This is a genomic window from Mesorhizobium dulcispinae (assembly GCF_033977345.1).
GTDB lineage: Bacteria > Pseudomonadota > Alphaproteobacteria > Rhizobiales > Rhizobiaceae > Mesorhizobium > Mesorhizobium dulcispinae.
On record NZ_JAVIIY010000002.1, the window covers coordinates 14,145 to 39,196 of the forward strand.

The following is a 25,052-nucleotide window of genomic DNA, read 5'->3' on the forward strand; positions in this document are numbered from 1 at the left end:
ATTCAGGCCGGGTGAGCGGACTTCGTGTGTCGAATGAGCGATCTACCTTGACGTTGAGTGAGATTCAGTGACGCGTCAGGGTCGAGGCGGCATCTAGTCCTCAGCTGCACCCACTCGTCGAACCACAAGTATCGCACTTCTCGCAGGTGCCGTTCCGCACCATGGTGAAGTTGTGGCATTCGGAGCATTCGTTGCCGGTATAACCTTGGAGCAGCGACTGCTGGCGGCGGGTGGCGGCGAGCTTCTTCGCCTCGGCGGCCTCGTTGGCGGCTGCGTCAGTGAATAAAGCCTCGGCGCCGCCAGCAGCCTCGGCTTCCCGTTCGACCATTTCCTCGGCCAGTTCCCTGGCACGCTCCTCATAGTCGCGCTTGTAGGCGATCGCCTCGTCGCTTGCCGGCTTCAGCGTCAGCACGTTGGAGCCCGAGAAGGCGGTTGGTGCGGCGCGGGCAGGAGCCGTCGTCGGGGTCGAGCCGCCAAAGCCCTTGGGCTCGCCGCCGATGCCCGACACCAGCTTCACCGGCGAGGCGCCGCGATAGAGACCCTTGGAGAAGGGCGTCGCCTTGCCTTCGGTGATGCCGCGGCCGAGCGCCGTCTTGTCGAAGTCCGACTGGTCGACATGGGCAAGGTCGTGGCGGCCGAGATAGGAGACGGCAAGCTCGCGGAACACGTAGTCGAGGATCGACGTCGCGTTCTTGATCGCGTCGTTGCCCTGCACCATGCCGGCCGGCTCGAACTTGGTGAAGGTGAAGGCCTCGACATATTCGTCGAGCGGCACGCCATATTGCAGGCCAAGCGAGATGGCGATGGCGAAGTTGTTCATCATGGCGCGGAAGGCAGCGCCTTCCTTGTGCATGTCGATGAAGATCTCGCCGAGGCGGCCGTCGTCGAACTCGCCGGTTCTGAGATACACCTTGTGGCCGCCAACGACCGCCTTCTGCGTGTAGCCCTTGCGGCGGTTCGGCAGTTTTTCGCGGTCGCGGTAGAGGCGCTCCACCACACGCTCGACGATCTTTTCCGTCACCTGCACGGCGCGCTGCGCGGCGGGGGCGGCGATGAACTGCTCGACCGCCTCGTCCTCATCCTCGTCGTCATCGGCAAGCAGCGAGGCATTGAGCGGCTGCGACAGCTTCGAGCCGTCGCGATAGAGGGCGTTGGCCTTCAGCGCCAGCTTCCAGGACAGCATGTAGGCGTTCTTGGCGTCCTCGACCGTCGCCTCGTTCGGCATGTTGATGGTCTTGGAGATGGCGCCCGAGATGAAGGGCTGCGCTGCAGCCATCATCAGGATGTGGCTCTGGATCGACAGCGAGCGCTTGCCGATCTTGCCGCAGGGGCTGGCGCAGTCGAACACCGGCAGATGCTCGGGCTTCAGGAAGGGCGCGCCTTCGAGCGTCATGGCACCGCAGACATGGATGTTGGCGGCGTCGATCTCCTTCCTGGTGAAGCCCAGCGCCGGCAGCATCTCGAAGGAGAAGTCGCTGAGCTGCTCGTCGGTGAAGCCGAGCGTTTCCTTCACCCAGTCGGCGCCCAGCGTCCACTGGTTGAACACGAACTTGATGTCGAAGGCCGACTTCAGCGCAGCATTCAGCGCCGCGATCTTCTCGTCGGTGAAGCCCTTGGCCTTCAGCGTCGACGGGTTGATGCCCGGCGCCTGGTTTAGGTTGCCGTGGCCGACCGCGTAAGCCTCGATCTCGGCGATCTGGCTTTCGGAGTAGCCCAGCGTGCGCAGCGCTTCCGGCACGGCGCGGTTGATGATCTTGAAATAGCCGCCGCCGGCGAGCTTCTTGAACTTCACCAGGGCGAAGTCGGGCTCGATGCCGGTGGTATCGCAGTCCATCACCAGGCCGATCGTGCCGGTCGGCGCAATCACGGTCGCCTGCGCGTTGCGGTAGCCATGCTCCTCGCCGAGCTCGATGGCGCGGTCCCAGGCGGCGCGGGCATGCTCGGCCAGCGCCTGCTGCTTGAGGTCGGCAGCGACCAGCGGCACCGGATTGACGGCGAGCTTCTCGTAGCCGTCCTTGTCGCCATAAGCGGCGCGGCGGTGGTTGCGCATGACGCGCAGCATGTTCTGGGCGTTGCGGTCATAGTCCGGGAAGGCGTCGAGCTCGGCGGCCATTTCGGCCGAGGTCGAATAGGCGACGCCGGTCATGATGGCGGTGAGTGCTGCGCAGATGGCGCGGCCCTCGTCGGAGTCGTAGGGAATGCCGGACGTCATCAAGAGGCCGCCGATATTGGCGTAGCCGAGGCCGAGCGTGCGGTAGTCGTAGGAGAGCTTGGCGATCTCCTTCGACGGGAACTGCGCCATCATCACCGAGATTTCGAGCACGACGGTCCACAGCCGAACGGTGTGCTCGTAAGCGGCGATGTCGATCGTGCCGTCTTCCTTGCGGTAGGGCAGAAGGTTGATCGAGGCGAGGTTGCAGGCCGTGTCGTCGAGGAACATGTATTCCGAGCACGGGTTGGAAGCCCGGATCGCACCGGCGGAGGCGCAGGTGTGCCAGTCGTTCATCGTCGTGTTGAAGTGCAGGCCGGGATCGGCCGACGCCCAGGCGGCGTAGCCGATCTTTTCCCACAGATCCCGCGCCTTCAGCGTCTTCAGCACCTTGCCGTCCTTGCGGGCGGTGAGCTGCCAGTCGCCATCGGCCTCGACGGCGCGCAGGAAATTGTCCTTCAGCGACACCGAGTTGTTGGAGTTCTGGCCGGAGACGGTGAGGTAGGCGTCCGAATCCCAGTCGGTGTCGTAGGTCTTGAACGACATCGAGGTGTAGCCCTGGCGGGCGAACTGGATGACGCGGTAGATATAGTTTTCCGGCACAGAGTTCCGCTTGGCCAACTTGATCTCACGCTTCAGCGCGGTGTTCAGCGCCGGGTCGAAGCAGTCGTCGCCATTGCCTTCGCAATTGACGCAGGCCTTCATGATCGCTTCGAGGTGCTTCTTGACGATCTTCGAGCCGGTCACCAGCGAAGCGACCTTCTGCTCTTCATTGACCTTCCAGTCGATGAAGTCCTCGATATCGGGATGGTCGGCGTCGACGATGACCATCTTGGCGGCGCGGCGCGTGGTGCCGCCCGACTTGATGGCGCCGGCCGCGCGGTCGCCGATCTTGAGGAAGCTCATCAGGCCGGACGAGCGGCCGCCGCCGGAAAGCTTCTCGCCTTCGCCGCGCAGCATGGAGAAGTTCGAGCCGGTGCCGGAGCCGTATTTGAACAGGCGCGCCTCACGCACCCACAGATCCATGATGCCGCCCTCGTTGACGAGGTCGTCCTGCACGCTCTGGATGAAGCAGGCATGCGGCTGCGGGTGCTCGTAGGCGGACTTGGACTTGGTCAGCTTGCCGGTGAAGGGATCGACATAGAAATGACCCTGGCTCGGACCGTCGATGCCATAGGCCCAGTGCAGGCCGGTGTTGAACCATTGCGGCGAGTTCGGCGCGACGCGCTGGGTGGCCAGCATATAGGCGAGCTCGTCGCGGAAGGCGCGCGCGTCTTCTTCCGACTTGAAGTAGCCGCCCTTCCAGCCCCAATAGGTCCAGGTGCCGGACAGCCGGTCGAAGACCTGGCGGGCATCGGTTTCCGAACCATAGCGCTCCGCTTCCGGGAGCTTCGCAAGTTCGGCCTCGTCGGCAACCGAGCGCCACAGGAAGGAGGGGACGTCGTTCTCCTCGACCTTCTTCAGGCGCGCCGGCACGCCGGCCTTGCGGAAATACTTTTGGGCCAGGATGTCGGCCGCGACCTGGCTGAACTGGGCCGGCACATCGATGTTGTCGAGACGAAACACCACCGAGCCATCGGGATTCTTGATCTCCGACAGGGCCTTGCGGAATTCGATCTCCGCATAGGCAGCCCTTTCTTGACCTGCTTGGTCTGGCTTGGTGAAGCGACGCTCGATGCGCATTGGTCCGGTCCCTTTTGTCTACATATAGCGCTTTTCCCCAGGGATTTCTGCCCCGATAGCCAAAAGCGCGGTCCGCCGTTTGCCGGCATTGCGAACAACGCCGGCATTCTCCTCGTCGCAGGTGCCGCCGTGCAGACAGCAAAACGCCTTGCCCAAGCATTTGCCCGGGCTGCAGGCCGACCCCCGCGGGTCCCTAACTGAAACTTTGGTCGATTCCCTCGTTCGAGGGAGGTTCACACTATCTAGGGTCGAGCCTGCCTGCAAACACTAAATATAGTGTTAACAGATCATTTTTTCCAGGCCGACAATTCTCCCTTTCGCCCACCCAAGCCCCAACATCCCAACGCTTCCGCCGGCCTCGCGACCAGGCGGAAATGCGGGCAAAACGCACAAAATCCGGGAAAAAAGACCGGCCTCTGAACTCTCCGGTCACGCCCACAACAGGAGCGCATGGCCTATAAAAAGCGACTCGTTCTGACCCGTCAAGGATTCGTTTTTGTAGCTTTTGTGACCCCAATATGTTGTGTGTCACATATGTGGATAACGGGGACAGAAAGGCGCCTCGAAAGGCCCGGATTCGACCGGTCGTTGCAGACAGGTTCGCCGGGTGGCCCGGAGCCGAGCCCGACGAGCGGCTTTTCATTTTAGCTGGCTTGCACTATCTCTTGCGCTTGCGCGGGGGCGTGTCTTGTCAAGCCTAAAAGCATTCGTTACGCCCCGCTCATGACAGTTACCGTTCGTTTCGCCCCATCGCCGACCGGCCGCATTCATATCGGCAATGCGCGCACCGCGCTGTTCAACTGGCTGTTCGCCATGAACAACAAAGGCCGCTACATCCAGCGCTTCGACGACACCGACATTGCCCGCTCGACGCAGGAATTCGCCGATTCCATCCTGTACGACCTGCATTGGCTGGGCATTTTCCCGGATGTCACCGAATACCAGTCGCGCCGCGTCGAGATCTATGATGCGGCGGTCGAGCGGCTGAAGGCGGCACGTGTGCTCTATGCCTGCTACGAAACGCCGGAGGAGCTCGATCTGCGCCGCAAGGTGCGCCGCACGCGCGGCCTGCCGCCGGTCTATGGCCGCGAGGCGCTGACGCTGACGCCCGAGCAGGTGGCCGAATACGAATCCGACGGGCGCCGTCCGCACTGGCGCTTTCTTCTGCCGAATTTCACGAGCGACCCGCTGCAGCCTGAACGCACCGAGGTGCACTGGAACGACCTGGTGCGCGGCGAGGAGACCGTCGATCTGGCCTCGCTGTCGGACCCGGTGCTGGTGCGCGAGGACGGCACCTATCTCTACACGCTGCCTTCGGTGGTCGACGATATCGAGATGGGCGTCACCCATGTCATCCGCGGCGACGATCACGTCACCAATACCGGCGTGCAGATCGCCTTGTTCCAGGCGCTGGGCGCCGAGCCGCCGGTGTTCGGCCACCACAATCTCTTGACCACCGTCTCGGGCGAGGGGCTGTCGAAGCGCACCGGCGCGCTGTCCATCGAAAGCCTGCGCGAGGACGGCATCGAGCCGATGGCGGTCGCCTCGCTCGCCGTGCTCGTCGGCACGTCGGAAAACGTTGCGGCCGCGCACGATCTCAACGAGCTCGCCGGGCATTTCGACCCGGCGGCGACGTCCAAGTCCGCCGCCAAGTTCGATCCCGACGAATTGTTCGTGCTCAACCGGACGCTGATCCATCAAATGTCGTTCGAGGAGGCGCGCGACCGGCTGATCGTGCTCGGCATTTCCGGCGACAAGGCCGAGCCGTTCTGGCTGGCGGTGCGCGGCAATATCGACCGCTTGTCGGACGCCGTCGCCTGGTGGCGAATCCTGAGCGACGGGCCGCAGGAGCAGGCGGAGTTTTCCGGCGAGGATCGCGATTTCCTTCACCAGGCGTTCGACCTCCTGCCCGAGGAGCCGTGGAACGGCTCTGTCTGGAAGGACTGGACGGGCAAGATCAAGGAAGCGACCGGCCGCAAGGGCAAGCCGCTGTTCATGCCGCTGCGGCTCGCGCTCACTGGGCGGACTTCGGGGCCTGAGCTTTCAGATCTATTGCCGCTGATGGGTCGGGAAGGAACGCTGGCCCGACGACCCTGACCTTGCGCTGTTCCGGCGGCAGCACTGAGACCGGTGACACCGGCACCTTGGTGGTCAGGCGCTTGATCGCCGCGCGATCGAGCCCGCCTTCGGCATTGGCGAGCGTTTCGGGGTCGGCGCCAGGATCGGGTTTGGCGGCCGGCGCCGGGATGAAGGGTGTGGCCTCGCCGTCCGGCTGCGACTGTTCGGGATTGGGCGGATTGCCGGCGATGATCGAGAAGTTTTCAGCCCGGGCGTTGCAGCCGCACTGCGGCGGCCGCGAGAAGTTGGCGCTCTTGTAGAGGTAGGCCGTCGGCAACTCGCTGTAAGGGCGGCCGGTTACGGACGAGGTCATCGCGCCGGCATCGTCGTCCATGCCGCGCGTGTAGAAGACCTGCATCTCGGTGCCGGGGCAGCTCGATTCGCAATTCTTCTGGTCGCGCTCGAAATCGCCGTAGGACGCGGCGTTCGACATCGGGAAGAAATAGCCGTCGCAGGTGCGTACGCAGACTGTGCGGAATTCGCCGTTCAGCCGCGGCAGGTCCATGCCGTCCGGCTGGTTGATGACGCCGCGGATGTTACGCACGCTCGGATCATCGGATGGCACCTCCGATGCATCGGGCACGTCGAGAGGCTCGGCTTCCTGACCGCGGCCGAAAAGCTGTTCGAAGAGATTGCCGTTGCCATCGTCGCGGGCGGCCTCCGGCATAGGAGGGCGGCGCGGCGCGATCTCCTCGTCGCGGCAGCCATTGGCGTCGAGCGCCGCAAGGATGCGGCTGCGGTCGCGCCGGGTGCCGCCGTCGGCCAGCCGCTCGCGCTTGGCCTGCAAGGTGTCGAGATTGGCGTTCATGCGCTCTATCGAGGCATTGATCGCCGCGCATTGGCCGACATTGCGCGAAAACAGCGTGAAGCCGCAATTGGCGTCGCTTGCCCGGCTGCGCGCCTTCGCCAGTTGCTCGCGCTGGCGGGCGATCGCGTCGTCATATTTGCGGATCAGGGCCGGGCCGCCGCCGCCGCCACGTGCGCCGGCCAGCTCGGCTTCGAGCTGGCGGCACGTGCGGGAAGCCGCCTGCGGCTCGGTGACGGCGACAGCCGACGCCGCCAACGCTGCAAGCAGCGCCGCGAGATGCGTCAGCTTCAACCCCTTCATCCGCCTGCAATCCCGATTGCCCGTGGCCGGAAGGCTGCTGCGTTCGTGGTTAACTGTTCCCTAGTAGAGGCCATACCGATGCCAGCAAGAGCATGACGATTCCAACAAACGCAACGTTCCAAACGAGCGAGCGAAGCAGGGGAACGCCGAATGCATAGAGCGGAAGATAGACCAGCCTGGCCGAAAAATAGAGTCCGGCTCCCCACTTGCTGAGCGCGGTCTCGTGGCCAGCCGCGTGGACGAGAAAAACCGCCGCCACGAACACCGGAAATGTCTCGACGAAGTTTCGCAGTGCCCTTTCCAGGCGCCCCGCCATTCCCGTGAGCGGAGGGACTTCGGCGTCTCGGGCGCTGGCCGTCGAGCGGTAACCTCGCTGGAAGCTCGCCGAATGCGAGGCGAGAACTATGTGGATGAAACAGAGCACACAACTTGCAGCGAGCATGGCTAGTTCGAAGCTCATTCAACCCTCGCACCTGGCCATTCATCATTCGCCCCGCGATGGCCACCACTGGTGTTTACGGCTAGAGCGGTCCTCAACCCAGATTGGCGATCGCCTGCGCCTTGTGCGCCGCTTCCACCACCGCCAGCGCCGTCATGTTGACGACGCCGCGCGAGGTCACCGAAGGCGTCAGGATATGCGCGGGCTTGTCGGTGCCGAGCAGGATCGGCCCGACATGCAGCGCATCCATCATAGCACGCAGCGCCGTCAGCGTGATGTTGGCCGAATCGAGGTTCGGGAACACCAGGAGATTGGCTTCCCCTTTCAGCCGCGAATGCGGGTAGACGCGCTGGCGCAGATGCTCCGAAAGAGCGGAGTCGGCATGCATCTCGCCGTCGCACTGCAGGTCCGGCGCGATGCGCGCCAGGATCGACGCTGCTTCGCGCATCTTCAGCGCGCCGGGCGAATCGCGCGAGCCGAAATCCGAATGCGACAACAGCGCTGCCTTGGGCTCGATGCCGAAGCGCTGGATCTCTTCCGCCGCCAGCACCGTCATCTCGGCGATCTCCTCCGCCGTCGGATCGACCGAGACATGGGTATCGGTGAGGAAGATGATGCCGCGCTGGGAGATCAGCATCGACAAGGTCGAGAGATCGCGGTCCTTGATGCCGGGACGCGGCCCGATGATCAGCGTGACATTGCGCAGATGCCGCTCGAAGCGGCCTTCGAGCCCGCAAATCATCGCATCCGCATCGCCGCGCTTCAGCGCAAGCGCGGCAATCACGGTGTTGTTGGTGCGCACCATGGTGCGAGCGGCTTCCGTCGTTATACCGCGGCGGCCGGCGAGCTCGATCAGGAGATCGACATAGTGGCGATAGCGCGGATCGTCTTCCGGGTTGATCAGGCCGAAATCGACGCCGGGCTTGATGCGCAGGCCGTAACGCTTCAGCCGCACGTCCACGACATGCGGGCGGCCGATCAGGATCGGCTCGGCGATGCCTTCCTCCAGCACCACCTGTGCGGCGCGCAGCACGCGCTCGTCCTCGCCGTCGGCGTAGATGACGCGCTTGGCGCTGGACGCCTTGGCCGAGGAGAACACCGGCTTCATCACCAGGCCGGAGCGGAAGACGAAGCGGTTGAGCTTGTCGATATAGGCTGAAAAGTCGGCGATCGGGCGCGTCGCCACGCCGGTGTCGCAGGCGGCTTTGGCCACGGCCGGCGCGATGCGCAGGATCAGACGCGGATCGAAGGGCGAGGGGATCAGGAAATCCGGGCCGAAGACCGGCGTCTCGCCGGAATAGGCGCGCGCGGCGACGTCCGACGGTTCTTCGCGGGCAAGAGCCGCGATCGCCCTGACCGCGGCCATCTTCATCTCCTCGTTGATGGCGCTGGCGCCACAGTCGAGCGCCCCGCGGAAGATGTAAGGAAAACACAGCACGTTATTGACTTGATTGGGAAAATCCGAACGTCCGGTGCAGATCATGGCGTCCAGCCGGGCCGCCCTTGCCACTTCCGGCATGATCTCCGGCGTCGGGTTGGCGAGCGCCAGGATCAGCGGCTTCGGCGCCATGTGCTGCAGCAATTCGGGTTTCAATACGCCGGCGGCGGAGAGGCCGAGGAAGACATCGGCGCCTGGGATGACGTCGGCCAGCGTGCGGGCTTCCGTATCCTTCACATAAGGGTCTTTCCAGCGGTCCATCTCCTCGACGCGGCCCTTATAGGCGACGCCGAAACGGTCGGTGACCCAGATGTTTTCCACCTTGGCGCCGAGCGAGACCAGGAGGTTGAGGCAAGCGAGCGCCGCCGCACCGGCGCCGGAGGTGACGATCTTGATGTCGGAGATCGTCTTGCCGGCGAATTCCAGCCCGTTGAGCACTGCCGCGGCGACGATGATTGCGGTGCCGTGTTGGTCGTCATGGAAGACCGGGATGCCCATGCGGGCCTTCAGCCGCTCCTCGACCTCGAAGCATTCCGGAGCCTTGATGTCCTCGAGATTGATGCCGCCGAAGGTCGGCTCGAGCGCGGCCACCGTCTCGACCATGCGCTCGATCTCCGGCGCGTCGATCTCGATGTCGAAGACGTCGATGCCGGCGAACTTCTTGAACAGCACCGCCTTGCCTTCCATCACCGGCTTGGAGGCGAGCGGACCGATATTGCCGAGGCCAAGCACCGCCGAACCGTTGGAGACGACGCCGACAAGGTTGGCGCGCGCCGTGTAGTCGGCGGCGGTCGCCGGGTCGTCGCGGATCTCGAGGCAGGGGGCGGCGACGCCCGGCGAATAGGCAAGCGCGAGATCCCGCTGGTTGCCGAGCGGCTTGGTCGCCTGGATCTCGAGTTTTCCCGGGGTGGGGTACTTGTGGAAGAAGAGCGCGGCCTCGTCGAGGTCCGATCGGGCCATTTTCTTGCTCTCGCCGTCCATTCGCGGCCCCTCCTTGCGCTTCCTGCTTTCGAGCCTTTTAGCACGCGGCGACGATTCTTCGCGACGCCAAATCTCGGCTCCGGTATTCACAATGCCGAAGCGACAATAATCAATCTATTTCAGCCTGTTGGCTCGGAAACTTCCGACGGATTGACGACGCTCGTCAGAAAGCGCTGACGTAGAGGCCACCATCCACCGGAATGTTCTGGCCGGTGAGATAGCCGGCATGGACCGAGCACAGGAAGGCGCAGATCTGGCCGAATTCCTCCGGCGTGCCGAGACGCTTTGCCGGCACATCGGCGCTGATGCGGGCCTTGCGCGCGGCCGCCGCCGCCGGGTCTTCCGGCGTGCCGGCCTCATGCGGGCCGCGCAGCCGGTCGGTGTCGAGCTTGCCGGGCAGCAGGCTGTTGATGGTGACGTTGCGGTCGATCACCGTGCGCGCCACGCCGGCAAGGAACGAGGTCAGCCCGGCGCGGGCGCCCGATGACAGGTCGAGGCCCGGGATCGGCACATAGACCGACAGCGAGGTGATGTTGACGATGCGGCCGAAGCCGCGCTTGGCCATGCCGTCGATCACCGCCTGGATCAGCTCGATCGGCGTCACCATGTTCTGCGTCACGCCTTCGAGGATTTTTGCGCGGTCGAGCTCGCGGAAATCGCGAAGCGGCGGGCCGCCATTGTTGTTGACCAGGATGTCCGGGTCGGGGCAGGCGGCGAGCAGCGCCTTCTGTACCTCCGGCTTCGAGACGTCGCCGGCGATCTCGATCACCTCGACGCCGAGTTTTTCGCGGATTTCCCGCGCGGTCCTCGCCAACAACTCGGCATTGCGGCCGTTGACGACGAGGTCGACGCCGGCTTCGGCCAGCGCGATGGCGCAGCCGCGCCCAAGTCCCTTGCTCGAAGCGCAGACGATGGCCTTCTTGCCGCGAATGCCGAGATCCATGGTGGTTTCTCCTTTTTCAAGGGCGGCAAGCTAGCGCCTGGGCTGGACCAACCGCAACCGTCATACGGTTGTTGCATGAATCGAGGCATAGGCACGCGAAAGAAAGGTGGAAATCGCGATGTCCGGTCCAGAGCCCCGCACTTTTCGCACCATGTTCATTTCCGACGTGCATCTCGGCTCGAAAGCGGCCAAGGCCGATTTCCTGATCGATTTCCTGCGCTACCATGACGCCGATACCATCTATCTGGTCGGCGACATCGTCGACGGCTGGCGCCTGCGGCGCAGCTGGCATTGGCCGCAGAGCCACAACGACGTGGTGCAGAAATTGCTGCGCAAGGCGCGCAAGGGCGCCTCGATCACCTATATCGCCGGCAACCACGACGAGTTCGCCCGCCAGTTCCAGGGCGTGCATTTCGGCGGCATTGTCGTTGCCGACCGCGCCATCCATGAGACCGCCGACGGCAAACGACTGCTTGTCATCCATGGCGACCAGTTCGACACTGTCGTGCACAACCAGCGCTGGCTCGCTTATCTCGGCGACTACGCCTATGACGCGGCGATGCTGGTCAATCGGGTCGTGACCAGGCTGCGCCATCTGCTGGGCCTGCCTTACTGGTCGTTCTCGTCCTGGGCGAAGGTCAAGGTCAAGAAGGCGGTGAACTTCATCGGCTCGTTCCAGACGGTGCTGTCCGAAGAAGCGCGGCGCTCGCATGTCGACGGCGTCATCTGCGGCCACATCCATCACGCCGCGATCGAAAACTATGGCGACGTGCAGTACATCAACACCGGCGACTGGGTGGAAAGCTGCACGGCTGTGGTCGAACATTTCGACGGCCGCATGGAGATCCTGACCTGGGCGCATGTGCTACCCGAGGTTCCGGCCGGCAAGGACGTGCTGGTGCCCGTCGATATCGTCAATCTCAAGGGCAGGGCGGCGGCCAAGGCCGCCTGAGCGCCTTTCCGCCTTCTCCGGGCCGAGATTCCTTGTCTTTCAACAGCTTTAGCCGGATCGATTGGTCCAGGCAGTTCCGCCTCGCATTGCCGCATGATAGGGATCGAGATGCGCTGAAGGTCGTAAAATGCAGCGTAATTGGATCGATTCATGTCGCTGCCGCCGCTTTCGCCTGAGCAACTCGTCAAGCCCGACCATTTCGAACTGCGCATGAGCCTGATCTTCGCGACTTTGTTCGTGTCGCAGGGCACGCATCTGCCCTATTTTCCGCTCTGGCTGGAGGCGAAAGGTTTTCATGCCGAGCAGATCGCCGTCATCCTGGCCGCGCCGATGTTCCTGCGCGTCGTGACGACGCCGATGCTCACCGCGCTGGCCGACCGGGCGAAGGACCGCGCCAACGTCTATATCGCGCTGGTTGCGGCGACGATGATCATTTCGGCCGGCTATTTCCTGCCGGCCACCTATGTGGGCGTGCTGGCCGTCTCGCTGTTGGTCTCGATCCCGTGGGCGCCGCATTCGCCGATGGCCGATTCGCTGTCGCTGTCGGGCGTGCGCCGCTTCGGCTCGAACTACACCGCCATGCGCAAATGGGGTTCGATCTCCTATTTCTGCGCCAATATAGTGGGCGGCTTCATCCTGGCGGCCACGGGTCCTCAGGCCGTTCCGGCGATCATCTTCGTGGCCCTGGCGGCGGCCCTTGTCGCAGGACTGTGGGCGCCGCGCATGGGCAAGCCCCGCAAGGCCTCGCCGCTGTCGGCGACCGACATCCAGCATTCCGCCCCGAGCCTGTTCAACGCCTATTTCCTCTATTTCACGCTCGGCGTCGGCATCATCACCGCCAGCCACGCCTTCCTCTACGGCTTTGTGTCGATCTACTGGAAGTCGATCGGCATTAGCGATTCCGTCGTTGGCCTGCTGTGGGCCTGGGGCGTGGTCTCTGAGGTCTGCATGTTCGTGTTCTTCAACCGGATTTTCGCTTCCGTCTCGGTCGTCAGGGTAATGGTGATCGCCGGCATTGGCTCGATCGTGCGCTGGATCGCCTTACCGCTGGTCTGGCCGCTCGGCCTCGGCGTCGTCGGCTTCTTCGGGGTGCAGACGCTACATGCGGTATCAGTGGCGATGGTGCTGATCGGCCTGCAGAAGATGATCGGCGAGACGGTTTCCGAAGAGCGCACGGGCGCCGCGCAAGGCATCGCCTATTTCTTCAACGGCTTCTTCATGGCCGCGGTGACGCTGGCCTCGGGACCACTCTACGACCGTCTCGGCGTCGGCGGGTTCCTGGCGATGATTCCGATCGCGATCATCGGCCTCGTGCTGATCGGTCTTGCCGCGCGCTCAGCCCCACAGCGCCCGCTCAGGGGGTGACACCAGCGACCCCTGGTAGACGAGACCGGGCTCGCGGTCGCGCGCCAAGAGCAGCGGCCCGTCGAGGTCGACGAAATCGGCGCCTTGAGCCAGGAGCACGGCCGGCGCCATGGCGAGCGACGTGCCGACCATGCAGCCGACCATGATGCCGAAACCCAGTTCGCGGGCACGGTCGCGAAGCATCAGCGCTTCGGTCAGGCCGCCCGATTTGTCGAGCTTGATGTTGACGGCGTCGTAGAGGCCGACCAGCGCTTCGAGATTCTTCGCCTCGTGCACGCTTTCGTCGGCGCAGATCGGCACGGGATGCGCGATTTCGCGCAAGATGCCGTCACGGCCAGCCGGCAGCGGCTGCTCGATCAGCGCTATGCCGTGCTGCGCCGCGAAAAAGAGGTTCTCGACGATGTTGTCGTCCGTCCAGCCTTCGTTGGCGTCGAGGATGATACGGCTTTGCGGCGCGGCTTCCGTCACCGCGCGAATCCTTGCCGTGTCGTCGTCGCCGCCGATCTTGACCTTGAGCAGTGGTCGCGAGGCATTGGCTCGTGCTTGCGCGGCCATCGCCTCAGGCTCGGCGAGCGACAGCGTGTAGGCGGTCTCCAGCGCCGTCGGCGAAACGACCCCGATCGCGTCCGCCACCGGCCGGCCGCTCAGCTTTGCCTCGAGATCCCACAAGGCGCAGTCGACGGCGTTGCGGGCCGCGCCCGCCGGCATGGCCGCGAGCAGGGCGGCGCGGCCGATGCCGCCGATGATCTGGCCGCGCATCGCCTCGATCGCGGCGCGCACGCCCTCCATCGTCTCGCCGTAGCGCTTGTAGGGAACGCATTCGCCGCGACCGGCATGCCCGTTCTCGCCGATCGTCACTGTGATGACCTCGGCCTCGGTCTTCGATCCACGCGAGATGGTGAAGGTGCCGGCGATCGGGAATCGCTCGGCCTCGACCGAAATGACACGCGCCATATTTTTCTTCTCCGGCTGTGCGACACCGGTCTGCCGGCAAATCGACACGCCAGTCCCGTCACGCTAAACAGGACGCCATGTTGAACATCCGCAAACGCGACGCAAGCCGCACGCCAGCCGGTGAGGCCAATCACCAGCCGCGCATCGCCGTGGGCGAGGAAGGCGGCGTGCTCGGCTGCGCGTTCTCGGGTGTCTGGACGACGCGGACTGTGGCCTCGGTCGACGCCGAGATGCGCAGAATAGAAAAGCGCAACAGCGCCAAGACGCTGATGCTCGACCTTTCCAAGATCGAGAAGATGGACACGGCCGGCGCCTGGCTGATCGACCGGCTGGCCAGTGCCTTCGAGAAGAAAGGCGTCGAGGTCCATGTGCAGGGACAGAGCGAGATCGCCTCGATCCTGCTCGGCGCCGTCGGCGACGCGGTGCGGCGCGAGCCCGAATCGGGACCGGCCGGCCCACCCAACATCATCCTGCGCGCGCTGGAGCTGGTCGGCCGCCGCGTCTACGAGATGCGCGACGACTTCCTCGCCTCGATGAACATCCTCGGCGCCACCATCCGCGGCGCGCAGATGAAGCTTGGCCGCGGCCATGCCGTCAATCCGGCCGCGATCTTCAACCAGATCGACCGCATGGGCGTCGGCGCCATTCCCGTGGTGGTGCTGATGTCGGCCATCGTCGGCGCCATCGTCGCCCAGCAGGGCGCCTATCAGCTCAGCTATTTCGGCGCCGACATCTTCGTCGTCGACCTCGTCGGCGTGCTGATCCTGCGCGAGCTCGGCGTGCTGATGACGGCGATCATGCTCGCCGGCCGCTCGGGCAGCGCCATCACCGCCGAGATCGGCTCGATGAAGATGCGCGAGGAGGTCGATGCGCTGAAGGTGATTGGGCTGAACCCGATCGGCGTGCTGGTGTTTCCGCGGCTCGTCGCCCTGGTGATTGCGCTGCCATGTCTGACGATCATCGCCAATTTCGCCGCGCTTGGCGGCGGCATCATCGCCGCCTGGCTCTATTCCGACATTCCGCCGGCTGCGTTCATCGACCGGCTGCGTGTCGCGATCGACCTCAGCACCATCTTTGCCGGGCTGATCAAGGCACCGTTCATGGCCATGATCATCGGCACCATCGCATCGGTCGAGGGCATGAAGGTCGGCGGCAGCGCCGAATCGCTCGGCCGGCACGTGACCGCCTCGGTGGTGAAGTCGATCTTCGTCGTCATCATCCTCGACGGGCTTTTCGCCATGTTCTACGCAGCGATCGAGTTCTGAGATGGCAGTCGCAAGCGGCAACGGGGTCAAGACGCAGGAGAACGCGGACGAAAGCGAAATCGTGCTTTCGGTGCGCGACGTAACCGTTGCCATCGAAGACAAGCTGATCCTTGACAAGCTTTCGCTCGACATCACGCGTGGCGAGATCCTGGGCTTCGTTGGCGCGTCGGGCGCCGGCAAGTCTGTCCTGCTGCGCACCATCCTCGGGTTGATGCCGAAGCAATCGGGAACCATCACGCTGTTCGGCGTCGACGTCGACAAGGCAAGCGAGGTCGAGCGCCTGCGCATCGACATGCGGCTTGGCGTCCTGTTCCAGCACGGCGCGCTGTTTTCGGCGCTGACGGTCCTGGAAAACGTGCAGGTGCCGATGCGCGAATATCTCGACCTGCCGAAGAAGCTGATGGACGAGCTCGCCATGCTCAAAGTGGAGTTGGTCGGGCTGCCGCCGGATGCGGCGCAGAAATTTCCCTCCGAGCTGTCGGGCGGCATGATCAAGCGCGCGGCGCTGGCGCGCGCGCTGGCCCTCGATCCGGACATCGTCTTTCTCGACGAGCCGACCTCCGGCCTCGATCCGATCAGCGCCGCCGAGTTCGACGAGCTGGTTGTCAAGCTGCGCGATACGATGGATTTGACGGTCTACATGGTCACGCACGACCTCGACACGCTGTTCACCGCCTGCGACCACGTGGCGGTGCTCGGCAAGAAGAGGGTGCTGGTCGAAGGCACGATCGACGACATGCTGAAGAGCGAAGAGCCGTGGGTCAAATCCTATTTCCGCGGAAAACGCGCCCGCCAACTTGATCTTGCGGCGCGCGCATAGCCATAAGTGGAGCAATGGAAACCAGAGCCAACTATGTAATTGTCGGCATCTTCACGCTGGCCGCGATCCTCGCGGCCTTCGCCTTCGTCTATTGGACGGCCGCGATCGGCGAACGGGGCGAGACGACGCTTCTGCGCGTGCGCATCCCGGGCTCGGCTTCCGGCCTTGGCCGCGGCAGTTTCGTGCTGTTCAACGGCGTCAAGGTCGGCGACGTCAAACGGGTCTATATCGACGTCGACAATCCGACCGTCGCCATCGCCGACACCGAGATCGACCGCATGACGCCGATCACCAAGTCGACGCAGGCCGATATCGGGCTTGCCGGCCTTACCGGCCAGGCCAATATCGAGCTGAAAGGCGCCGATCCCAAGGAGGTGAAGCTGCTCGACCAAGCCGAAAAAGAAGGCAGGGTTCCGGAGATCGTCGCCAATCCGTCAGCCGTTACCAACCTTCTGCAGACCGCTCAAAACATCTTCACCCGTGCCGACAAGGTGCTTTCAGAGCTCGAGGGCTTCACCAAGGACGTTCGCGGACCGCTGACGCAGACCGTCAAGAACGTCGAGACCTTCTCCGATGCGTTGGCCAAGAATTCGGACGGCATCGACAAGTTCCTGTCCGCCGTGAGCTCGCTTTCGGAGCAACTGCAGAATGTGTCGGGCCGACTCGACAGCACGCTGAAAGCGGCCGAGGGCCTGCTCAACTCGGTCGACAAGGACCGGATCAAGAGCATCGTCGCCAATGTCGACACGGTCACCGCGAACCTCAAGGAAACCAGCAAGCAGTTCGATACCACCCTCGAAAACGTCAACACGGCGGTTGGCTCGATCAACGACTTCGCCAAGCAGACGCAAGGGACGCTCGCCAAGGTCAACGGCGTTCTCGATGGAATAGATCCGGCGGATGTCCGCACGGCGCTCGCCAACATCCAGAAGGCGAGCGACAGCGCCAACAAGGCGGCCGCCGACATCGCCAAGGTCACCGACAAGATCGCCAACCGCTCCGACGACATCAATGACACCATCAAGAATGCCCGCCAGCTCACGCAGCGCCTCAATGATGCTTCGGTGCGCGTCGACGGCATCCTCGAAAAGGTCGACCAGCTTCTCGGATCCGGCGAGGCCAACGGCGTGATGGCCGATGCCAGAGCGACGCTGAAATCCTTCAAGCAGGTTGCCGACACGCTGAACTCCCGCCTCGGCGCCATCGTCGACAATCTGTCGCGCTTCTCCGGCTCGGGGCTGCAGGATGTGAAGGCGCTGGTGCAGGACAGCCGGCGCTCGATCACCCGCATCGAGGAAGCCGTCACCGATCTCAGCCGCAATCCGCAGCGCATCCTGACGGGCGGCGAGGGAGAGGTTCGTCAATTCGACGGCAGGGCTCGGCGTTGACTTCGGCTGCCGCGAACGCCAAGAAAGATGGTTGCAGCTGCAAGTTGATCGTCAGATCCGGGGACATAACGGGGATCGCGCGTGAAATCGGGTAGAGGGTTGAAGACGGTTGCCGCCGCGACGGTCGTGCTGACGCTCGCCGGCTGCGCAGCACTGGGAGGCAAGCCGGCGCCGCTCGACACGTTCGAGCTTTCCGCCCCGTCGGTCGACATGCGCGGCCATAGCCGCCGCCAGATCCTGATCGCCCAGCCCTCGGCGCTGAAGGCGCTGGACAGCCAGAACATCGTCATCAGGCCGTCCGACCAGTCGATCCAGTTCCTCAAGGGCGCGCAATGGGCGGACCGCCTGCCGCTGATCGTGCAGGCAAGGCTCGCCGAGACCTTCCAGCGCTCCGGCAGCTTTGCGGGCGTCGGCAAGCCGGGCGAGGGGCTGGCGATCGACTACCAGATCATCGTCGAGGTGCGGTCCTTCGAAGTCCGCGTCAATGGCGGCGAGCATGCCGATGTCGACCTGTTCGTGCGCATCCTCAACGACCGCAACGGCGAGGTGCGCGCCTCCAAGAGCTTTACCGCTAGCGCGCCGGTCTCGGGCGGCGGCAACGCCGCCTATGTCGGCGCGCTGGACAGCGCCTTCGGCCAGGCGGCGAAGGACATCGTCCGCTGGACGGATTCGGTGATCTGAGCCAAATGGCCGTCAGTTTTGTTCAAAGGACGTTTTCGGTCGATGGTAGGGAGGTGACCTGCCGCTTCTTTTTGCCCGAGGCGAAGCAGGGGCGAGATTTCCAGTGCCGGTATGAAATAGCGTGGCCCGAAGGTTCGCGTTCTCGAAAAGCTTACGGAGTCGACCAAGTGCAGGCGCTATTGCTCGCAATGCAAATGGCCCATGCTGAACTTCTATCAGAACGCGAAAATAATGGACGCCAAGTACTATGGCTCGATCAGCGAAGCTTGGGTTTGCCTATAGCCAACTCAATTCGCGATTTGGATCCTGACGGCGGTTTCTGAACGTGAGTCAGATGAAAAGGCGGGCTTCGGCCCGCCTTTTTCATATCCTGATCCGCCGGCTCAGTGCAGGCGGCCGCTGGCGTGGGCCAGCATGGTGTAGACTTTGCCGGTGTCCGACGTGAGATAGGTCTGCGCCATGATGTTGTCGCGGTCGTTGCGCGAGACATCCTTGAGCAGCTTCTCGAAATCGTCGCAGTAGCGGTCGACGGCGGCGCGGAACTCGGCCTCTGCCTGGTACTTGCGGCGAATCTCGTCGAAGGTCTGCTGGCCCTTCAGCGTGTAGAGGCGGCGCGTGAAGACGTCGCGTTCGCCGCGGCGGTAGCGGTTCCACAGTTCGATCGAGGCGTCATGATCGATGGCGCGGGCGATGTCGACGGAGAGCGAGTTGAGCGATTCCATGACATGCAGCGGCGAGCGCTGGGGAGGGGTCGCGCGCGGCGCTTCCGCCGGCGCTGCCGGCTTCAGCTCTTCCTCGCGCGAGGCGTTGGTCAGGAGATCACGCACCCAGCCACCCTGCGGCGTGCGGCCGTTCGGATCGCGGCGCGGGGCTTCGGCGGGGCGCTCGATATCGAGCGTGCCGCGCAGCGTCGTTTCGGCGAGCGGTGCCGGGGGTGCCGGTCGTGCCGGCTGAGGCTGCTGCGGCGCCGGACGGCGCAATGGCTGCTCGACGGGGCGGGCAGGCGCCTGCGGGGCGGGACGCAATCCGCGCGGCTCGCCGGTCTCGCTGCTGCCGCTGCGGCCGGATTTCGCAACGATATCCGACAGTTCCTTGAGCGCGTTGATCTGCTCGGATACGGCGCGGCGGATGGCCGAGGTCGATTCCTTGGCCTCCTCCGGCATCTCGATGACGCCCTTCTTGAGCTCGGCGCGGGTCAGGTCCAGCTCGCTCTTGATCGAGCTTGCGGTGCGCCGCATCTCCTCGGTCGCGTCGGCGAAACGGCGCGTCGCTGAATCGACGACCTCGGCGATGGCCGTGCGGATCTTTTCCGCCGATTCCATCGTCCGGCCCTCGGCGGTCTGCATCGTCTGGCCGACGAGGTTCTCGAAGGAGCGCATCACCTTCTCGAGGTCTTCCGACTTCTTGACCAGGCCGACGGCGAGGTCCTCCAGCGAGGATTGCCGCTCAAGCGTGTGCTCGAGATTGCTCTGCGCGGAACTAAGCAGATTGGAAGCGCTCGACAGCAGTCGGCTATGCTCGTCGAACTTGGTCGCGATCGAAGCGACCTCGCGCAAGGTCGCCGACGACAGGTCGGTGAGCCTCGTCGTGTTGGAATCGACGAGACGCGCCGAGCTGGCAAAGGTCTGGGCCGCCTTTTCCGTGGTCGAGGCGAAGCTCTGCGTGCTGCCGTTCAGTCGTTCCTCGATCTGGCCGAGGTTGATGGCAGCCTGGTCGATCAGCTGGCTGAGCTGAGCGCTGGAGCTGCCCATGCGGCCGATGAGGTCGGCAACGCTGTCGGCCAGCGTCGAGCGCGCGCCCTCGACGGCCGAAAGCGTCTCCGCTGTGCGGCTGGCAAGCGCATTGACGAGGACGGCGTTTTCGCTGCGCAGCTTCTCGGTCGCCCGTTCGGTGACCTCTTCCATGCTCTTTTGCAGCTCGGAGCCGCCCTGGGCGAAGCGTTCGACCAGCGGACGCACCGTCTCGTCGAGGATCTTCGACATTTCGGCGGAGCGCGCCGCGAGCATGGTGTTGAGCTCGCGGGTGTTGGCGCCGATGGTCTTTGCCGCTTCGTTGGTGCTCTGGCCGATATGCTGGCCGACCGCCGTGAAGGTCTCGGCGATGACGTTGGCGCGCGAGATGAGCTGGGCCTCGGCGCTTGAGACCTGCTCGCCGAGCTTCTGGCCCATCGTTTCGGCGCTGTAGGAGAGGCGGTTCTCGACGCTCGCCACCTGCTCCTCGACACGGGCCGCGGCCGCGGCCGCGCTCGACGCCAGCCGTTCGTCGGCGCCGGCAAGCGCCTGCTCTATCTCGCGGGCGTGGACGGCGAGCTCCTGACCGGTCTGCCGGGCGCGATCCGCGACGCGCTGCTCGGTGGCCGCGAATGCGCCGACAATGGTGTCGGCATGTTCGCCGATGGTCGAAGTGCTGCTCGCGATGCGCGACACCAGGCGGCTGTCGGCGTCGTCGAAGATGCGGGCGATCTCGGACGCCCGCGACGACAGCGCCTCCGAACCTTCCGCGATGCGCGAGATCAGATGCTGGTCGGCGGCATCGAAGATGCGGCCGAGATCGGAGGCGCGTGCGGCCAGCGCCTCGGCCGATTCGGTAATGCGCATGCTCAGCCGCTCGTCGGCGCCTTCGAAGTTGCGCAGGATGTCGCCGGCGCGCGCCGCCAGAGACTGCGCCGTCTCGACCGCGCGGGCGACCAGCTTCTGGTCGGCGGCGTCGAAAGTGCCGGCGATCTCGCCGGCGCGGGCGGCCAGCTTGTCGGCGGTTTCCTCGGCGCGGGCCATGAGCGAATTGGACGCATCGTCGGCGCGGGCCATCAGCATGCTGGAGGTGTCCTGGGCGCGCTCGTGCAGGCGGCGGTCGGCCTGCTCGAAGGCGCTGGCAATGTCTTCGGCCCTGGCGAGCAACGCGGCCGAAGTCTGCTCGGCGCGTTCGGCGATCTGGCGATCGGCGTCGCTGAAGGCGGCGCCCGCCTGCTCGTGCAGCGTGCTGGTGATTTCCATGACCTTGTCGCGCAGCGCGCCGGCAACGAAGACGGCGGTCTTTTCGAGAACGCCGCGGACATTGTCGACGCCGGTCGAGAGCGCACGCTCCATGGTGCCGGCGCGTTCTTCGATGATGCCGGTCTGGCGGCTGAACGCCTGCTCGATCTTCTCGACATCGACAGCGATCGCCGCCGAGATGTCGCTGCTCTTGGCCGCGATCTGGTCGATGTGGCCGGACACCGAACGGTCTACGTCCTTGCGCGCCTCGGCGAGCTTGGCGAGATCGTCCTCCAGCGCGCGGGCCAGCATGTCGCGTCCTTCGGACAGCTTGCCGACATGGCTGGCAATGACGTTGTCGATCTCCGAGCGGCTTTCGGCCAGCTTCTGCAGATCGGTTTCAAGAGCGCGCTTGAGGATATCGCGACCCTCGGCGAGCTTCTCGACCTGGCCGGAGACCAGCCCGTCGATACCGGCGCGGCTTTCGGCCAGCTTGGCGAGGTCGGCCTCGAGGGCGCGCGTCAGGATATCGCGGCCTTCGGCGAGCTTCTCGACCTGACCGGCAACGAGGCCATCGATCGAGGCGCGGCTTTCGGCGAGCTTGGCAAGGTCTGCTTCGAGCGCACGCTTGAGGATGTCGCGGCCTTCGGCGAGCTTCTCCACCTGGCCGGCGACCAGCCCGTCGATCGAGGAGCGGCTTTCGGCCAGCTTGGCGAGGTCGTCCTCCAAGGCCTTGGACAGCACCGCGCGGTCTTGCGAGAGCCTCTCGGCATGGGTCTGCATGAGACCGCTGGCATTGGTCATGTCGGAATCGAGGGCGCGCGACAGCTCGGCGCGATGATCGGCGATCTTCTGCGAATGATCGACGATGGCGCCCTGGATGGTGTTGAGGTCCGCTTCCAGAGCGCGCTTCAGGATATCGCGGCCTTCGGCGAGTTTCTCGACCTGGCCGGCGACCAGGCCGTCGATCGAAGAGCGGCTCTCGGCGAGCTTGGCCAGATCGTCTTCGAGCGACTTCGACAGCACCTCTCGATCCTGCACAAGCCGGTTCTGGTGGTCGGAGATTGCGCCGCTGACCGTCTGCAGGTCGGCTTCCAGGGCCTTCGACAGCTGCGAGCGGTCTTCCAGCACCTTGTCGGAGTGTCCCGCGATGGCGCCCTTGATCGTGTTGAGGTCTGCCTCCAGGGCGCGCTTGAGGATGTCACGGCCCTCGGCGAGCTTCTCGACCTGGCCGGCGACCAGCCCGTCGATCGAGGCGCGGCTCTCGGCGAGCTTGGCAAGGTCGGCCTCCAGCGTCTGCGACAGCAGGCTGCGGTCGTCCGCGAGCCTGCCGGCGTGGCTGTCGATCAGGCCGCGGATGCCGCTGAGGTCGTCCTCCAGGGCGCGGCTGAGCTCGCCACGATCCTCGGCGAGCTTGGTCGAATGGGTCTCGATCAGGTTCCTGATGCCGACGATGTCGGTCTCGAGCGCCTTGGCCAGCACTGCGCGGCCTTCGGCAATCTTCTCGACCTGGCCAGCAACGAGGCCGTCGATCGAGGCGCGGCTGTCGGACAGCTTGCCGAGATCGGCTTCCAGCGCGCGCGCCAGAATGTTGCGGCCTTCGGCCAGTTTGCCGACATGGCCAGCGACCATTTCGTCAATCATCGTACGGGCTTGCACAAGTCTGCCGGAGTCTTCGTTCAACGCCTGGGACAGGCGGTTGCGACCCTCTTCGAGCTGTTCGAGATGGCTGCCCAGCGAAGCATCGATGGCGGCGCGCGACTCGTTGACCTTGCGCAGATCCTCTTCCAGGGCGCGCGAGATCAGGCTGCGGCCTTCGGCCAGCTTCTGCACCTGATTAGTGACGGCGGCATCGATCTCGGCTCGACCCTCGGCGAACTTCGCCAGGTCCTCCTGCATAGCGGCGGCCATGCGGTCGCGGCTTTCGGAAAGCATGCGGCTGTGGTTTTCGACGGCTTCTTCAATGCCGACTCGAGCATTGGCAAGCCGCTCGATGTCGGAGTCGAACGAGCGCGACACGACGTGGCGGGCGGCCTCCATGCGTCCGGCGAAATCGGTGGCGCGGGCCTCGAGCATGGACGAGGTCGACGAGATGATGTCGGCCATGTCGGCGCCGATCTGGGTCTTGCCCTGATCGATCATCGCCGACAGCTGATCCTTGCTCTCGGCAAACGTGCCGGCGATCTCGCGCGCGCGTTCGACCAGAGTCTCGTTGATCTGGCGGGCGCGTGCCTCGAGCGCGGCATTGAGCTTCTGCGTGCCGGTGTCGAGCGCTTCGGCGCGGGTCTGGAACTCGCCGATCAGCGCCTGGCCGCGCTCGGCCAGCGTCCGCTCGATGCCGCTGAGGCTCGCTTCGAATTCGGAGCTCAGCGTGCGCGCGGCGCCGCCGAGCAGCGAGACCATGCCGCTGGTGCGGTCGTCGAGCAGGTCGGTCAGCGAGCGGGTGAGGCCGTCGGTGGTGTCGGTCAGCTTGGCGATGCGGGTGTCGAGCAGGCTGGCGAAGGCCTCGCCCGAGGTCGACAGGCGGTCGGTGATCGAATCGAGCCGGGTTTCGACCGAATCGAAGATCGACGTCGAGCTCTCGTTGATGCGATCGATCAGCGTATCGCCGGAATTGTTGATCGTCATCGACAGCTTGGTCGAGGCGTTGAGGATCGAGTCGCGGATGATGTCGCTTGCGGCGCCGATCTCGTCGCGCAGCGTCTCGTGGGCGCCATGGATCGAGGCGCGCACGCGCTCGGCATGGGTCACGACCGCCTCGCGCTCGCTGCCGAGCCCGTCGACCAGGGAGCGGATGCGGGCCTCGTTTTCGGAATAGGAGCGCTCGATCTGGCTGACTTCGCTGTGGACGAGCGTTTCGAGTTCGACGGCGCGCGCCAGAGTGCGCTCGATGCCTTCGCCCATGGCCGCCACCTCGCGGCGCACGGCCTGGCCGATCATCATGACGCGATCCTGGGCAAGGTTTTCCGGCTCGGCGAGGCGGAAGGCCACTTCGGTCATCGATTGCGCGGCAAGGCGCATTTCCTGTGCGCGCCGGATCATCGCGGCGAAGGCCCAGAACAGAATGACCGGGATGATCGCCGCGACCGCCAGGCCGATCAGCTCGGGGCGGGCGAAGAACTGGTCGAGGGTGCGGATATTCCAGATGCCCGAACCGAACAGAAGGTTGGCGAGGCCGCCGGCGCCGGCAATCCAGGCAAGCGAAATGAACGCCACGACCCAGTAGACAGTGCTGGACGCACGCCGGTTGAGGCTGTGCAGAAGCGTTCGGTAATCCTTCTGGCGGTCGTCATTTGCCGGCGTGAAACCGGCGGGAGCAGGCGTGAAGCCAGCCGGCTGCGGACCGCGCGATTCAACCGGGCGGAGTTCCGCCGGCTTAGGCTGAGGCGCCGCCTTCACGGCCTGAGGCTCATTTGCCGGCTCAGCCCTCTGGCTGCGGCCTTCGCGCGCCAGTTCGTCCGCGGCGGCCGAAATCTGGGCCTCGAGATCTTCCATCGACGCGGCCATGTCGAGCCCGCCTTCGCCGTTAAGGTCAAGGTCAAGCGCCTTTTCCAGCTCCGCGGCTACGTCGCTCTCGAGAGATTTGGTCGTCGTCGGTTTCTTAGCCATGCCTTCGCTACCCTGTACTAGCTGCCGCGGGACTTATGATTTTGGCCTGATTCTGGCTTGTCTGGTCCCAGACAGGAGGCTGAAAATGGACGTTCGTATCGTAATGACACACAGGGGTAAAGAAAAC

Annotated in this window: 15 protein-coding genes; 8 read left to right on the forward strand and 7 right to left on the reverse strand. The window is 64.7% G+C overall.

Going from position 1 to position 25,052, the window contains the following annotated elements; genetic code table 11:
- Positions 1–100: 100 nt before the first annotated feature.
- Complete coding sequence (locus tag RFN30_RS04725; RefSeq protein ID WP_320260990.1) at positions 101–3,892, reverse strand: vitamin B12-dependent ribonucleotide reductase; 3,792 nt, start codon at positions 3,890–3,892, stop codon at positions 101–103.
- Positions 3,893–4,615: 723 nt separating this feature from the next.
- Here RFN30_RS04725 and gltX point away from each other — a divergent pair.
- The gene (gltX, locus tag RFN30_RS04730) at positions 4,616–5,989 is read left to right on the forward strand and encodes a glutamate--tRNA ligase (protein WP_320260991.1); all 1,374 of its coding nucleotides are present in this window, start codon (positions 4,616–4,618) and stop codon (positions 5,987–5,989) included.
- Here the strand turns inward: gltX and RFN30_RS04735 are convergent.
- The 4 genes from RFN30_RS04735 to RFN30_RS04750 form a co-directional block, all read right to left on the reverse strand.
- Positions 5,907–7,118 (reverse strand): DUF2865 domain-containing protein, encoded by a 1,212-nt coding sequence (locus RFN30_RS04735; protein ID WP_320260992.1) that lies wholly within the window; start codon positions 7,116–7,118, stop codon positions 5,907–5,909. The two genes, gltX and RFN30_RS04735, sit on opposite strands and share 83 nt — an antisense overlap.
- Before the next feature lie 49 nt (positions 7,119–7,167).
- Positions 7,168–7,578, reverse strand: coding sequence for an MAPEG family protein (locus RFN30_RS04740; protein WP_320260993.1), 411 nt, complete (start codon positions 7,576–7,578; stop codon positions 7,168–7,170).
- A 73-nt stretch (positions 7,579–7,651) separates the two neighbouring features.
- Positions 7,652–9,976, reverse strand: a complete 2,325-nt coding sequence (locus RFN30_RS04745; RefSeq protein ID WP_320260994.1) for an NADP-dependent malic enzyme — start codon at positions 9,974–9,976, stop codon at positions 7,652–7,654.
- A 163-nt stretch (positions 9,977–10,139) separates the two neighbouring features.
- Positions 10,140–10,919, reverse strand: a complete 780-nt coding sequence (locus RFN30_RS04750; protein ID WP_320260995.1) for an SDR family oxidoreductase — start codon at positions 10,917–10,919, stop codon at positions 10,140–10,142.
- A 118-nt stretch (positions 10,920–11,037) separates the two neighbouring features.
- Between RFN30_RS04750 and RFN30_RS04755 the strand changes: the two genes are divergently transcribed.
- Together RFN30_RS04755 and RFN30_RS04760 are read left to right on the forward strand one after the other, a co-directional pair.
- Positions 11,038–11,871, forward strand: coding sequence for a UDP-2,3-diacylglucosamine diphosphatase (locus RFN30_RS04755; RefSeq protein WP_320260996.1), 834 nt, complete (start codon positions 11,038–11,040; stop codon positions 11,869–11,871).
- Positions 11,872–12,021: 150 nt separating this feature from the next.
- A complete protein-coding gene (locus RFN30_RS04760) occupies positions 12,022–13,236 on the forward strand; it encodes an MFS transporter (RefSeq protein ID WP_320260997.1) in 1,215 nt (404 codons plus the stop codon).
- Here RFN30_RS04760 and dgcA read toward each other — a convergent pair.
- On the reverse strand, positions 13,207–14,190 hold the full coding sequence (dgcA, locus tag RFN30_RS04765) for an N-acetyl-D-Glu racemase DgcA (RefSeq protein WP_320260998.1): 984 nt from the start codon (positions 14,188–14,190) through the stop codon (positions 13,207–13,209). The two genes, RFN30_RS04760 and dgcA, sit on opposite strands and share 30 nt — an antisense overlap.
- Positions 14,191–14,267: 77 nt before the next feature.
- On the opposite strand from dgcA, the gene RFN30_RS04770 reads away from it, so the two are divergent.
- The 5 genes from RFN30_RS04770 to RFN30_RS32375 all read left to right on the forward strand — a co-directional run bounded on the left by RFN30_RS04770 (position 14,268) and on the right by RFN30_RS32375 (position 18,667).
- Positions 14,268–15,455: an ABC transporter permease gene (locus RFN30_RS04770; protein ID WP_320260999.1), complete on the forward strand. Its 1,188-nt coding sequence runs from the start codon at positions 14,268–14,270 to the stop codon at positions 15,453–15,455.
- 1 nt (position 15,456) lies between these two features.
- Positions 15,457–16,275, forward strand: a complete 819-nt coding sequence (locus RFN30_RS04775; RefSeq protein ID WP_320261000.1) for an ABC transporter ATP-binding protein — start codon at positions 15,457–15,459, stop codon at positions 16,273–16,275.
- 14 nt (positions 16,276–16,289) lie between these two features.
- On the forward strand, positions 16,290–17,663 hold the full coding sequence (locus RFN30_RS04780) for an MlaD family protein (protein ID WP_320261001.1): 1,374 nt from the start codon (positions 16,290–16,292) through the stop codon (positions 17,661–17,663).
- An 81-nt stretch (positions 17,664–17,744) separates the two neighbouring features.
- On the forward strand, positions 17,745–18,344 hold the full coding sequence (locus tag RFN30_RS04785) for an ABC-type transport auxiliary lipoprotein family protein (RefSeq protein ID WP_320261002.1): 600 nt from the start codon (positions 17,745–17,747) through the stop codon (positions 18,342–18,344).
- Positions 18,345–18,349: 5 nt separating this feature from the next.
- Positions 18,350–18,667, forward strand: coding sequence for a DUF6968 family protein (locus RFN30_RS32375; RefSeq protein ID WP_430698638.1), 318 nt, complete (start codon positions 18,350–18,352; stop codon positions 18,665–18,667).
- Positions 18,668–18,727: 60 nt separating this feature from the next.
- On the opposite strand, the gene RFN30_RS04790 is transcribed toward RFN30_RS32375, so the two are convergent.
- A complete protein-coding gene (locus RFN30_RS04790) occupies positions 18,728–24,925 on the reverse strand; it encodes a coiled-coil domain-containing protein (protein WP_320261003.1) in 6,198 nt (2,065 codons plus the stop codon).
- Between the last annotated feature and the right edge of the window lie 127 nt (positions 24,926–25,052).

Bases quoted from the DNA above. Each gene is read 5' to 3' on its own strand.
- RFN30_RS04775 (WP_320261000.1), top strand. From the start codon at position 15,457: ATGGCAGTCGCAAGCGGCAACGGGGTCAAGACGCAGGAGAACGCGGAC.
- RFN30_RS04755 (WP_320260996.1), top strand. From the start codon at position 11,038: ATGTCCGGTCCAGAGCCCCGCACTTTTCGCACCATGTTCATTTCCGAC.
- RFN30_RS04745 (WP_320260994.1), bottom strand. From the start codon at position 9,976: ATGGACGGCGAGAGCAAGAAAATGGCCCGATCGGACCTCGACGAGGCC.
- RFN30_RS04770 (WP_320260999.1), top strand. From the start codon at position 14,268: ATGTTGAACATCCGCAAACGCGACGCAAGCCGCACGCCAGCCGGTGAG.
- RFN30_RS04740 (WP_320260993.1), bottom strand. From the start codon at position 7,578: ATGAGCTTCGAACTAGCCATGCTCGCTGCAAGTTGTGTGCTCTGTTTC.
- dgcA (WP_320260998.1), bottom strand. From the start codon at position 14,190: ATGGCGCGTGTCATTTCGGTCGAGGCCGAGCGATTCCCGATCGCCGGC.
- RFN30_RS04725 (WP_320260990.1), bottom strand. From the start codon at position 3,892: ATGCGCATCGAGCGTCGCTTCACCAAGCCAGACCAAGCAGGTCAAGAA.
- RFN30_RS04735 (WP_320260992.1), bottom strand. From the start codon at position 7,118: ATGAAGGGGTTGAAGCTGACGCATCTCGCGGCGCTGCTTGCAGCGTTG.
- RFN30_RS04790 (WP_320261003.1), bottom strand. From the start codon at position 24,925: ATGGCTAAGAAACCGACGACGACCAAATCTCTCGAGAGCGACGTAGCC.
- RFN30_RS04760 (WP_320260997.1), top strand. From the start codon at position 12,022: ATGTCGCTGCCGCCGCTTTCGCCTGAGCAACTCGTCAAGCCCGACCAT.
- RFN30_RS32375 (WP_430698638.1), top strand. From the start codon at position 18,350: ATGGCCGTCAGTTTTGTTCAAAGGACGTTTTCGGTCGATGGTAGGGAG.
- RFN30_RS04780 (WP_320261001.1), top strand. From the start codon at position 16,290: ATGGAAACCAGAGCCAACTATGTAATTGTCGGCATCTTCACGCTGGCC.
- gltX (WP_320260991.1), top strand. From the start codon at position 4,616: ATGACAGTTACCGTTCGTTTCGCCCCATCGCCGACCGGCCGCATTCAT.
- RFN30_RS04750 (WP_320260995.1), bottom strand. From the start codon at position 10,919: ATGGATCTCGGCATTCGCGGCAAGAAGGCCATCGTCTGCGCTTCGAGC.